The organism is Candidatus Enterococcus wittei, from assembly GCF_002140175.1.
Taxonomy (GTDB): Bacteria; Bacillota; Bacilli; order Lactobacillales; family Enterococcaceae; genus Enterococcus_B; species Enterococcus_B wittei.
On the sequence record NZ_NGMO01000001.1, the window covers coordinates 418,023 to 431,000 of the forward strand.

Here is a 12,978-nt window from a genome sequence, read left to right on the forward strand (position 1 = left end):
AGTTTAACACTTCTGTCGCAACCTCGTTCCGTCAGATAAAATTCCTCTGTGAGAGTACCATTGGATTAAAGGTAGCTTGTCCAATGCTTGAGATTCTTGCTTATGACATACCCTTTATTCACTTCAAAAGATCCAAATCTACTTTATTCCATAGAACTTTTTTGAGAATTCCTTAGACTAGGCTTCGGTAATGGATGATTAAGCATGGTAACGTTCAACGCCATCTAGATACGTAGCTTCTAATGTCATATCGGGATTTAAAACGATGAAATCAGCATCTCGGCCTTTAGCGATCTTCCCGCAAGTGTCATCAATTTTACAACTAATTGCTGGAACTAAAGTAGCCATCATCACCGCTTGCTCAGGAGTAGCTAATCCCCAGTCTACTACATTTTTGATTGCTTCTTTCAATTTCAAGATACTTCCAGCTAAATTACCTGATTCCAAACGAGCTGTGCCATCTTTGACTACCACTGGAAACTCGCCTAAATTATAATTTCCATCAGGCATACCTCCAGCCATCATGCAGTCAGTGATTAGTGCGACATGATCATGTCCAGCTTTTTCCATTAAAATTTGAGCAGCATTCGGATGAACATGATGACCATCACAGATCAATTCAGAAAAGACATGTTCCAATGATAACAGCGCACCGACCATTCCAGGTTCACGATGATTTAAGCCTCTCATTCCATTATATGCATGAACAAAGACACTGGCACCAGCTTCAACCGCTTTTTGCGCTTCATCGATTGTGGCATTACTATGACCTAAAGCAACAACAACACCTTCATCCGTTACTTGTCTAACAAAATCTTCTACGCCTTCTCGTTCAGGTGCCAAAGCGATTTTTTTGATCAAGCCGCCAGATGCTTCTTGCCATTCATTGAATGTAGATAAATCGGGATCACCAAAGTAGCTTGGATTTTGAGCACCTTTATATTCGACTGTAAAGAAAGGTCCTTCAAAATAAATTCCTTTGATTTTAGCTCCTGGTACTTCTTGGTAGACCTTACCAATCGTTTCAGCGACATCTTTTAAGCGTTCTTTGCTAGAGGTTAAAGTGGTTGGTAAAAATGAAGTAACCCCACAGGAAAGTAGCCCTTCAGACATTGCTTTGATTCCTTCTGCATCATTATCCATCACATCATGATTCATAAACCCATGAATATGCGTATCCACTAACCCAGGAGCAATCCATTTGCCTGTTTGATCAATGATATTGACTTCTCCTTCAGGTGTTGTTTGAGTATACTCCCCAAAAAGACCATCTGTAACTTCAAGATAACCCGCATTTTTTACGCCTGATGTCAAAAAGAATTTGTCTGCATAGATAAAAGTTCTCATTCTACTCTCTCCTTTGATATTCTACCTTTAAATTACTCTTATTTTATCAAGAAGTCAAGAATGGTCTACACCATTTACAGACTTTTCGCAATTTTTTTTACAGATTGAGCAAGTTCTTCATAGAATAAAGCTTTACTTAATTCATCTCTTTGTTTATAAATCAAACTTTTCAAAATAAATAAATCATTCAGATAGTAATAACTATTTTTTTCTTGTGCCCAATGAATTCCTTGATTCACTTGCTCTAATGCCGCTTCGCTTTCTCCTTGGTGAAACAAGAAACTTCCATAATTATAAAAAATCTGAGTAAATTCGCTCTTCGTTCGCTCCTTAACTGTTTCATGAAAAAGCTGTACACTTCGGCTCAAGTAATATCTTGCCTCAGTACTTCTGCCGGCCACACCATAGATTTTTCCAATACAGCTGATTAATTGGATTTCAATATCACAAAGATGGGCACGCTCTTTTTGAGTCGAATAGGTTAGCGCTTCTTTCAAATAACCTAAAGCTTGCACTAGATTTTTACGAAGTGTAAATTCACATACCCCTAAATAATAGTAATACCGTTGAAAATCTTCGGCAGAAGAGAGATTATCAGTCACACTTGATGATTTCAGTTCTTGTTCTAATTTACGATAGTCTCGTTTTAAAAAATATAAGTCCAACAGATCGAACTGATTAGATAAGGAGCGGTTTTTATGATCCGATAACGTCATAACGTGATCGATCGTTACTCCTAGCCGCTGACAGATTTGTGCCATTACTAAAACATTTGGCAATTCTTCATTATTCTCGATCCTACTTAACACACTTTGCGAACAAATTCCTTGTGAAAGCATCTTTTGTGTCATTTTTTGCTCTTTTCGAATCTCTTTTATAATTGTTCCAAAGGAATCGATCAACGCTTCCATAAGTAACCTCCTCCAAAATATGCAGATTTGCATTATACCCAGTATTGTACTTTACACACTAAGAAACTTCAAGAAAAGACCAGTAAATGAGCGAGCATTCTTACTCTTTCTCATCAACAAAAAAAGCCTCCACTGGATCGTATCGGCAATTTTTGAAGAGAACCATCAATAATCTTATTTTATTCTACTATTTTTGTCGATAACTTGCTAAAAACTCACGCATCTTAGTAGCAGTAGTTTTTAAATCATCTAATTTTGGCAGATACACGATCCTGAAATGATCAGGCTGAGACCAATTAAATCCACCACCATGGACTAGTAAAATTTTATGCTCATGTAAAAAATCTAAAACAAATTGTTCATCATCATAGATATTAAAACGTTTCGTATCGATTTTAGGAAAAATATAAAACGCTGCTTTTGGTTTCACAGCAGAAAGACCTGGAATGTCGTTAATGGCATGATAAATGTATTCTCTTTGCTCATAGATCCGTCCACCAGGAAGAAGCAATTCATCCACACTTTGATACCCGCCTAATGCAGTCTGAATGATTTGTTGGGATAATACATTCGAACATAACCGCATAGAAGAAAGCATGTTCAGCCCTTCGATATAGCCTTTCACATGCGATTTGTCACCACTTAAAACCATCCATCCTACACGAAATCCTGCTACACGATGTGATTTCGACAGACCATTCAATGTCACCACAAACAGATCAGGTGCTAAAGTGGCAATCGGGATATGTTCCAAGCCATCCATGACTAAACGATCATAGATTTCATCTGAATAAATAATCAAATGATTTTCACGAGCTATTTTAACTATTTCTTCCAATAATTCTTTGGGATAGAGCGCACCGGTTGGATTATTGGGATTGATGATCACAATTGCTTTCGTTCGGCTAGTGATCTTTGATTTGATATCCGCAATATCGGGATACCATTCCGCCTCTTCGTCACACACATAATGTACTGGTTTTCCGCCTGCTAAAGAGACTGAAGCTGTCCATAATGGATAATCTGGCATAGGTACCAGTACTTCATCCCCGTTATCTAGTAGCCCTTGCATACACATCGTGATCAACTCACTGACTCCATTTCCGGTATAAATATCATTGATAGTGACATTTGGAAATCTTTTCAATTGGCAATACTGTTCAATCGCTTTTCTAGCCGAAAAAATACCTTTTGAATCAGAATACCCTTCTGAATCTCTGGCATTCATAATCAAATCACGGATTACTTCATTTGGGGCTTCAAATCCGAATGGTGCTGGATTACCGGTGTTCAATTTTAAAATACTGATGCCCTCTTCTTGCATACGTTCCGCTTCTTCAAGTACTGGACCACGAACATCATAGCTGACACCTTCTAATTTATTGGATTTTTCAAATTCTCTCATACTATTATCCAATCCCTCTTTTCAAAAAAGTTAGAAATTTCTGATATTATTTACTTATTTATCTCAATATCATACTCTATTCGATTGGATTTTACCATCATTTTCAGGAAATTGAATGGGAATATTTATACTTTTTTATTCTTATTTTTTCTTTTTTGCCTTCCATATCTTGACTTCCATTTCGTATGTCGTTATGATTATAGTGTTGTTTCTTGCAGATGTGTTGGAATTGGCAGACAAGCATGATTGAGGGTCATGTGAGCATTCGCTCGTGTGGGTTCGAGTCCCATCATCTGCATATTAAAAAAAGCCTACAATAAGTACAGAAAAATAAGCTAAGTCTTTCGGGAGATGCGGAGGACTTAGCTTATTTTGATCATTCTGAAATCAGAAGCTAGAAGAATGTAAAGTATCTTTTGCAACGCTTATTATTTACCAATCAATCTATACGTACTTTCCCTTTTAGTCTTATGGAGAATAGATCTATCTTCACATCTCAATAGTTTTCTTTCTTATTTCAATGATTGCTTTCTTGGATAACTACTGTTTTCAAATGCAAGGACAATTTTTGATTTTTCCATGATCGTATAGTCTTTGACTACAAACTGTTTTTTATTATTGTAGTATCCTTTTACGAAAACTTTTGTTCCTTCATCTACTTCTGCAAAAAAATTTAAACTATGATTTGCAATCAAGCAATTTTCTCGTCCTAAACTAAAGCGAATCAACGGTCTGGCACCTAGTTTTAATGTTCTGATTTTAGTAACGGTTCCATACCTTTTTTCCATCAGCCTCACCTCATCTACCATTATACGAACAAACGTTCTTATAATCAAGTGATTAAAGAAATATATGATGTACTTAAATCAATGAATAAAAACGGTTTGGCAAAGAAGTAAATCATCTGACTTTCTTTCACCCTCTTTGTTGATGAACACACGAACACATAATTAAGAATTAGGGCAATTACCACATAACGGGAAGTTGAAACTTCTCATCAGACTGAGTTTTAAAAGGGTTTAATTGCTTTTGTATTTACATATCTAATTGTTTTATTTGAGTATTTATCGACTATTTGTTTAGAAAATCCTGCCATACCGTTCACTTGTTTTGCTTGTTCAAATCCTTTATGAATTGATTTTCCTCTTATCGTTTTTTAAATAGTACATGAAGACTCAAGCAGTATTTTAGTATGAATCGTCTAATTGCTTTATAATGAAAGTATGTCATATAGGAAAGGGGTAATTTCAATGAAAACATTAGACATGATTGCTTTAGCATTGCTTATTGTTGGAGGATTGAACTGGTTATTGGTTGGTTTATTAGAATTTGATTTAGTTGCTATGATTTCTGGTGGTTCAACTACCATTCTAGCCAAAGCTATTTATATCATTGTTGGAATTTGCGCTATTTATTGTTTGAAATTCTTTCCAATGATCTCAAATCGTGTAGAACGCTAATTACCATTAGCTTCTGCTAAGATTTCTTATAGATATGTTGTGACGAATTGTCCAACGCTCTGAATGAATCGAAGAATCCGAAATTAGTTTTTCTATTTTCGTGATTCTTCGGTTTATTTTTTTGTACTGATGTAGTATTGAAACATCATGAACACAAATAGATAGTAGAAAAACTATTTTCTAACCATAATAAGTGAACAGGACTTTATTAAAAAATCACTTTTTATTCCTTAGATTTCAGCTAGGTTATCGGGACTTAAGTTTTTTTTAAACACTTTGATAAACGTACCAACTAACTTCTTTTTCCTCTCATTTAAACAAAGGTAACGTTTTCTGATTACGTTTATGACTTGCATTATTACAAAAAACGTAGATTTGTCACAATCTGTTACATTTCTTTCACCTATGAAATATTCTGATATGTTAAAGTATTCCTCGTTGGCAAGATAGCTGACAATTTAAAACAAACACGAAGGAGATTTTTCATGAAATCACTTAAAACAATTCTATTTGGAACAACTTTGGCTGCCGGCTTTGCATTATTTATGGGGACTTCTGCACATGCAGATGAAGCCTATACTGTTCAATCAGGTGATACACTCTCAACGATTTCTCAAAAATACGTTGGCGATAACTCCTTGGTTCAATCAATTGCAGAAACAAATTCTATCTCAAACATTCACCTGATTTTCTCAGGTCAAGAATTAACGATCCCAACAGGAGAACAAGCAAGTACTCCAGCACCTGTTGTATCTACAACTACTCCACAAACACAAGTAGTTGAAGCAGTAGAATCAACACCTGTACAAGAAACAGCTCCTGTTGTTGAACAAGCACCAGCAACACCTGCACAAGAAACAACTCCTGTTGTTGAACAAACTCCAGCTGCACCTGTAGCTGAAACGTCTGCAACAAACACCAGCTCAGCAAAAGAATGGATTGCGCAAAAAGAATCAAGTGGTTCTTACACAGCTTCTAATGGTCGCTATATTGGACGTTACCAATTAGATTCTTCTTACTTAAATGGTGACTATTCTGCTGAAAACCAAGAACGCGTAGCAGATCAATATGTTACCTCTCGTTATGGCTCTTGGGAAGCTGCACAAGCTTTCTGGTTAGCAAATGGTTGGTACTAAGATCTATCTATAACAAGATAAAAATTATAAAAGTAACATCTTAAAAATACACTGCAGAGCGTGGGACAAAAGTATTATTTTACTCTTGTTTCACGCTCTAAATACGTATAGACGGCGGAATCAGAAGCAACTCCTTCAATAACAAGCTGAAATTCACAAAAATTTGAAAAGCAATGTTCGTGAATTCCTTCTTATTTCTCGGAGTTAACCACTTTTGTTCCAGCCTCTTTAGTATGTTGACAGATAAACTTCTTAATTTTTTTCAAATGATCAAAGTAAGATTTTTTATCTTATTCGGAATCACTTAAATTAGTTGATTATTTAAAGCTTGACCCTCCCTATTATTGTTGAAAGTAGCTTTTGAATGATTAAGCTTGCTTGATCGGCACCTTAACTAGCTTTTCTATTAGATACCCTTCCATATTTCCACTCAGCAGTAGCAATAGAACCCAAATGATGAGTGTCACTTTTATTTTGTTGTATCAAATGGTTTAAATGTGTGAGAATTACTTCTTCACTACCAATTACCTCCATTACTTTCTGAAACCTTCTATTTTTCTTTAAAAAAAAAGACATCTATAACTACCGACCTCCCATTTTATTCAGTATGAACGGAACGCTCCTCCATTGGGTAGTGTTTGCTATATAAAGTATGTTCACTCTGAGCAAGAAAATGAAATTGAGATAATATATAGTTTCTTACGTTTATCTAGGATTTTCCGTTGCCAGTTGCTTGAACAATATGTCTATTATTTTCTACACTAGTAAAATCAGTGTTAAAGTGGAATATAAATTTACCGCTATTTTCAGTCACTTTTTTCTATTTGACTTATGGGAATATCCATTGGAGACTCCACCTTATCAGCTGTAAAATTCCTTTCTTTTTAATTCTGATAGTCAATATGATTGTCTTGTTCTTTTTAGATTCCGATGCACTTTCTATATTTGATTTTGATTTACCAGTGTACACCCTGTCAAAAACAGAATTGTACTACATAAATTCACTCCTTCATTTATTTCATCAGGGTGTTACCTTTCATTGAAGTTTAAATCTCAACAATTTGATCCTATTTACTTATATAGCATGGTATATATTTTTTCTTCTGATTGGATAGCGCTTTTCTCAAGCTTTTCATTGTCTGATATCAGGGCAAATAAAAATTGCTCTAGAAATAGTCCTTTTTTTCAAAAGGGGTATTTCTAGAGCAATAATTTTTTCAAAATTATCAACTGATGTTAATCGCTCCATCAATTGTTGTTGTATTCACTAATTCTGTTTCATTATAAATATTATAAAATATTTTTACTTCATAACTACCTTCGCCTTGATTAGGTAAATTCTTAAAAGGAATTGAGTCTATCCGATTATTGGGTGGAATCAAACCAGATTTATAGAGTTCTTTATTATTTGAGGCTAAGTAGTATTCGACTTGGATATTGTAAACATTTTGCCCACTATTTCGGACATCAATGTTTGCTTTACCATCCGCATCGATTTCAATATTATGTTTTAAGATGATTCGCATTTTATCTTTATCTACTTCATCTTGCATTGCTTTTAATATCTCTTCATTACTCAGCTTAGTTAGATTGTCATCCAAATCGGGCAAACCAGTTACTATCTGAGGGGGAGATTGATTAAAATAAAAGTATCCACCGATCCCAGCCATTAGAAATAAGGCAATTAAGGAAATGAGGATATATGTTTTTTTCTTTTTGCTACTATTTGTATGTTTTATATTAATTGTTCTATGTGCTATTTTGTTCAATCTCCCTTCTCTGTCTATAACTAAAAAGGTCTGAATGTTCAGATCTTTTCTAAATAGCTGAGTTAAGATTTACTCTTCTTATCTATCTGTCAAAGTAATCTTAGTCTTTTAAAGCAGTAAAATGAAGTGACATTTTATATGAAGGTGTCACAATTTCATTTTCTTTAAACTCACTAGTGATCATGCCTTCGAATTTTAAAGCTTTGGATTGTTGCTTTCCAATCGTTGTTAAATAAGTTTTTGTATTCAAAAATTGACCGGAAGCACTTTGTAGACGAACAGCTGGTTCATTGAGCGCTGTGAAGTATAAATCTTGTGTAATACTTGTAGAACTAGTCTCTTCAAATTTTTCAACTTCAACCTTTACGTTACGTGCATTCGAATTATTCGTCATCGAATAAAGTGGTGAAACGATTTCAGGTTGTGGTGTGCCATCTTCGGCCATACCATTCGCATAACGAACTGTTGTTGGAATGGTGATATCAATATAGTCCTTATCTTCTGGTGTTACCGGATCCCATTCACCGACCCAGCCTTCCACTGCAACTTCGGCTTTTTCTTCTTTTTGAATCGTTTGTCCTGGTGTATTATCTGGTTCACCAGGAATCCAGCCTAACTCTACAGCTTCTGTACTTAAGGCACCTAACTGTAATCCACCTAATACGATAGTTGATAAGATAGCTACTTTACTCAGCTTCTTCATGTTGTTTCGCTCCTTACTGAAATGAATAAGACAAATATCTCAATTATAATTTTGTGAAAAATCTTTTTCTCTATTAGTAACAAAAATCATCACTAGTGCTAAAAGTGAGACCAATAAACCAATTAAAGCAATTTGATTATTGAATAGTTCGCCAGTTCGTGGGAAATTTGATGAAGAATCTTTTTTTGATGGTGGAATCGTTACATTTTGTTCTCCATTTGATGGTGTTGTTTCTCCTGTGTCGCCCTTATTGTCTGAACTAGTTCCCCAATCACCAATCGTTGCCTCAATACGAATTGTCTGCGTCTCTGTTTCTTGTGCATGACAGACAGTTGGAATCATCAAAACCAACATCAACATGCCTACCATGTAATACCTTATTTTTTTCACTGCTCACCTCCAATTGTTTACGACACAATTCCCACAAATCAATTATCCTTAAAAACGTGAGAGTTTTAAAACCTAGTTTTACCGACAGATTGGTAAATAAAATAAGTACACATTGTTATTTTTATAATGATATGTACACTTAACTCTTACTTTTTTTGCCATATATAACGTATCTTTATTGATCTTATCAGGAAATACACTATCCCTCTTCCAAACACATAACATATTATTGAATTTTTTTATCAGGCAAGAATTTGATTGCTTCTTTAATTCAGTAAACTGATGAAGTAAAAAAAGAAATCGAAGTAACTTTCTTGTTTATCTACATCAAATTTAAGTATATTTATTTCCTGCTATTTTACATTTCTGAGGAACTTCCGCATAGTTTTACTATCTCAAAGAATAATGTCTTACACTTCGACAAATTCATCCACCTTAATGTGATAGTAATCGACTAATTTGTTGATTGCATCTTCATCTAGATAATTTGAGATTCCAATAGTTGGTATACCAAAATGATCATCCAAATAAATATCTGTTAAGATACAATCAAATTTTTGCAGATAGCTAGTCTCTATTTTTGTGGTGGGGTTCAGAATTTCAATATCAATGTTGTGGCGAAAATAGAATTGAATTTCTTCTTTAAGCATGCACATGTGTTCATATGAGCTATCCAACAATAAAGCCACACGGAGCTTCACTCGATACTTACGAACTTGGCTCCACAAATCAGGCCATGAAGTCAATAACTTAAAAACGGATTGATGAACCATCTCATCTATGTATGATAGAAAAGGTGAACCTAATGAACTATAGATTTCAAAAAAACTATTTTTTAAGTTTTTTACTAATAATGGGCTATCTCTTTGGATGTTCTCACAAAATTCTTCTTTCTTATTATGTAAAATATAGGTGGGTCTGACAACATTCATCGTTGTCCAATAAATATCGTGTATCAATTTATCCCGTTTTTCACAAATTACGCCGTATTGGTCTTCTAAATAAGAGATGATCGAACTAACTTTCTTTTTTTGAAGAACAGAATCTACCTCAGAATCTAAATGGCTAAATCTTGCTGTAGGATGGATAGGCTGATAAAATTCATGAAATAGTTGTTGTAGATTCTCCTCTTTCAGTTCTACCGCAAATACTTGTTCCATGCGATTCAATAGTTCTATCTCGTTATTAAGATGGTAGAAGACAAAAGGGGCAAAATTTGGAGGCAAATTGTACCCTTGCTTCAGCCGTGTAAAACAAACAAAAAATTGAAATTTAATACTCCCTAAAAACAAATGATTGTCGTTGTTCATAAGTGCCCAAATTGTATTTTCTTTAACAAACATCTCAATGATATCCGAAATTAATTCGACTTCATCTTTTTTTATCACATTCTCTGGTAAACTATACTTTTCAGAAAAATAGGCAGAAAAAAAACTCCGGATGTTGCTTTCGTCTCCTATGATCTCCAAGTTATTCGTGATTTTAAATTGATATGTTTTTACTGCTTGATTGATACGATTGATAATTCTAGATACCTGAGTTTCTGAAATATACAAGATATCGCTCAGATCATCTTTTGATTTTGCTTTAGCAAAAAAAAGATTTTCTAGTAATGTATATTCTAGACTTTTATCTAGTATTTTTGAGTAGATAAAGGCTTTAGGTATGGTAAGATTTTTTTTTAATAATACACCTGATCTAAACGAGGTTTCGATAGTCAGTGGTGAAATCATTTCATTTATCTCTGCAAGATCATTTCTTGTTGTTTTTTCTGAACTTTCAATTTTTTCTGCAAGCTCAGAGGTCGTGATCCATTGTGTGTCCCACAATATTTCCAAAATCTTCAATTGACGCTTCAAACGCCCATCTAAGATTTTTCTCATTTTTGTTCCGCCTCTCTAAACCAAAATAATCATAGTCTAACATTAGTTGTAACATATAGTTTTCTCTGAAAATAACCTCAAACTACCGATGGCTAGGTAAAATAACGATTAATCAGAAACATTTCTATTTTACATAAGTCATACTTTATACTTAAACAGTATTGGTCTAGTTAGAAAAAATGCTATTCAACTTACTACAACATATTGTTCAATATATGAAACTCTTTCTTGATTTAATCTATAACAAGTATTAAGCTATTCACATTTTTAAATTTTTATTTTGTTAAAAGAATATAACCGCTAATTGGGCATATATGCATATTTTTTAATTCTAAGTGAGAATTTTTTTTCTAAATAACTTAAAATCTTCCTTTCTTTCCAAAATAAATGTATGTAATTTATTTATAAATTCATCATCAAAATAAAGTGGAACTCCAATTATTTTTATATGTTCTATTTCACTAGCATCAAATACATCTGTTAACACACAGTCATATTTACTTAAATTATTTAAACAAATCTGTTCAAAAGGAGGCAAGATATCTACCACATAAGTATGCTGGAAATGCTTTTCAATTTCTTCCTTTAACATCATCAAATGTCCTAGAGGTACATCTAACACAAGTGCAGCTTTTATCGTAAACACTGCTTTTCTCGTTTCTGCACGAAAAGCATGCCACTGAGTAACTAAGGTGTATATAGACTGATAAATCATGTTTTTTTTGTCGAAAGAATTAAAATCGAGTGTATCATAGATCGTTGCAAAATTTTCTTTTAGTTCAATCATTATATCCGATTTCTCACGTGTCAAATCTAAAACAAACTCTTCTATGACATTATTCAAAATGTAATTCGGTCCTAAACTCCTAAAGCTACTCCATAAAATAGCATCAACTAGCTCGTCTTTTTTTTCGCATTGAATATCGAATTTTTGACAAAAACCATTAATCAACCCTTCTACTTTCATTTGTAAATTTATTTGATCAATACCTGACTGACGACATATCGCTGTTAATTTGAATGGTTCGTAATGATGTGCAAATAGGTTGTATAAAACAACTTCATCCAAATCCAAATTAAAATGAATGAGCCAATCTTTTTTTAATCCTTCATCACTTAATATAGTAGTATAGGTAAAACTAGTTGGTCCTGGTTTTAAGTACTCTCCTTGTTGGCATCGATAGACCGCAGATAAAATTTTCAATCGAAGTTTACTCAATAAAAAATGATGTTGATCGCTTACACCGATCATCGTTTTATTTTCGCTGTAAAATCGTTGAATGACGATGTCAATTAGCTGAAACTCTCCGTCCATCAGCATGTGTTCTAAAGAAAGATATTTCTCGTACATCAAACTAGTGAATAGCTTACGGATATTCCTTTCATTTCCAATAAATCTCATTTCATTGCTGATTTTAATTGAAAATTTTTTCAATTCCATATTCAATTTTGTTAGCAATCGATTTAATTGTGTCTCCGAGATAAATAAACAATCACATAAATCCCCTTTTGAAATAGCAGGATTTTTATAAACTTCTTCAATCAATTGACACTCAATACTCTTTTGTAGAAAAAGAGAATACAAGTGTGTTTTAGAAACACCAAGTTTTTTGTCTAAAAAAACTCCATATTTAAAAGAAGTCTCGATCTTCAATGGTTCGATGATTTCATTGAGGTGTTTGATATCCGTACGAATTGTTTTTTCTACTCCACCAATAACTTTAACAATTTCTGAGACTGTTAACCATCCGTTGTCCCACAATAGCTCTAACAGAGCTAACTGTCTTGCACTCTGCTTCGTTAATATTTCTCTCATTTTCCCCCCCTAAAAGATCTAGCTATAATTTAAAATAACAAAATAAACTCAGAAAAAGGATATTTTGATCATTTTTAAAACTAAAAATAAAAATTGTAAAAATAAAAAAACTTAACTCAATAACAATATTAAAATATAAATGTACTAATGTCTATACA

11 protein-coding genes and 1 tRNA gene are annotated in these 12,978 nt (G+C 33.6%); 3 read left to right on the forward strand and 9 right to left on the reverse strand.

Annotation, left to right across the window (positions count from 1 at the left end):
* Positions 1 to 198: 198 nt before the first annotated feature.
* From nagA to A5844_RS01535, 3 genes are all read right to left on the reverse strand, one after another.
* Entirely contained in the window at positions 199 to 1,347 is a 1,149-nt protein-coding gene (nagA, locus tag A5844_RS01525; RefSeq protein WP_086283299.1) for an N-acetylglucosamine-6-phosphate deacetylase, read from the reverse strand.
* A 74-nt stretch (positions 1,348 to 1,421) separates the two neighbouring features.
* Positions 1,422 to 2,258: a helix-turn-helix domain-containing protein gene (locus A5844_RS01530; RefSeq protein WP_086283300.1), complete on the reverse strand. Its 837-nt coding sequence runs from the start codon at positions 2,256 to 2,258 to the stop codon at positions 1,422 to 1,424.
* A gap of 187 nt (positions 2,259 to 2,445) precedes the next feature.
* The gene (locus tag A5844_RS01535; protein WP_086283301.1) at positions 2,446 to 3,663 is read right to left on the reverse strand and encodes a pyridoxal phosphate-dependent aminotransferase; all 1,218 of its coding nucleotides are present in this window, start codon (positions 3,661 to 3,663) and stop codon (positions 2,446 to 2,448) included.
* Positions 3,664 to 3,877: 214 nt separating this feature from the next.
* Between A5844_RS01535 and A5844_RS01540 the strand changes: the two genes are divergently transcribed.
* Positions 3,878 to 3,961 (forward strand) — tRNA-Leu (locus A5844_RS01540).
* A 214-nt stretch (positions 3,962 to 4,175) separates the two neighbouring features.
* On the opposite strand, the gene A5844_RS01545 is transcribed toward A5844_RS01540, so the two are convergent.
* Positions 4,176 to 4,451, reverse strand: a complete 276-nt coding sequence (locus A5844_RS01545) for a hypothetical protein (RefSeq protein ID WP_086283302.1) — start codon at positions 4,449 to 4,451, stop codon at positions 4,176 to 4,178.
* Between the two features lie 462 nt (positions 4,452 to 4,913).
* On the opposite strand from A5844_RS01545, the gene A5844_RS01550 reads away from it, so the two are divergent.
* Both A5844_RS01550 and apf read left to right on the forward strand, forming a co-directional pair.
* Positions 4,914 to 5,123 (forward strand): DUF378 domain-containing protein, encoded by a 210-nt coding sequence (locus A5844_RS01550; protein WP_086283303.1) that lies wholly within the window; start codon positions 4,914 to 4,916, stop codon positions 5,121 to 5,123.
* 485 nt (positions 5,124 to 5,608) lie between these two features.
* A complete protein-coding gene (gene apf / locus A5844_RS01555) occupies positions 5,609 to 6,259 on the forward strand; it encodes an aggregation-promoting factor (RefSeq protein WP_086283304.1) in 651 nt (216 codons plus the stop codon).
* A 1,226-nt stretch (positions 6,260 to 7,485) separates the two neighbouring features.
* Here apf and A5844_RS01565 read toward each other — a convergent pair.
* The 5 genes from A5844_RS01565 to A5844_RS01585 all read right to left on the reverse strand — a co-directional run bounded on the left by A5844_RS01565 (position 7,486) and on the right by A5844_RS01585 (position 12,820).
* Positions 7,486 to 8,028 (reverse strand): hypothetical protein, encoded by a 543-nt coding sequence (locus A5844_RS01565; protein WP_244610772.1) that lies wholly within the window; start codon positions 8,026 to 8,028, stop codon positions 7,486 to 7,488.
* A 100-nt stretch (positions 8,029 to 8,128) separates the two neighbouring features.
* A complete protein-coding gene (locus tag A5844_RS01570) occupies positions 8,129 to 8,731 on the reverse strand; it encodes a hypothetical protein (RefSeq protein WP_086283306.1) in 603 nt (200 codons plus the stop codon).
* Between the two features lie 39 nt (positions 8,732 to 8,770).
* Positions 8,771 to 9,121, reverse strand: a complete 351-nt coding sequence (locus A5844_RS01575; RefSeq protein ID WP_256924506.1) for an EF2685/EF0750 family sortase-dependent surface protein — start codon at positions 9,119 to 9,121, stop codon at positions 8,771 to 8,773.
* A 410-nt stretch (positions 9,122 to 9,531) separates the two neighbouring features.
* Positions 9,532 to 11,004, reverse strand: coding sequence for an AcpB/EbpR/MafR family transcriptional regulator (locus A5844_RS01580; protein WP_086283308.1), 1,473 nt, complete (start codon positions 11,002 to 11,004; stop codon positions 9,532 to 9,534).
* 331 nt (positions 11,005 to 11,335) lie between these two features.
* A complete protein-coding gene (locus A5844_RS01585) occupies positions 11,336 to 12,820 on the reverse strand; it encodes an AcpB/EbpR/MafR family transcriptional regulator (protein ID WP_086283309.1) in 1,485 nt (494 codons plus the stop codon).
* Positions 12,821 to 12,978 lie beyond the last annotated feature (158 nt).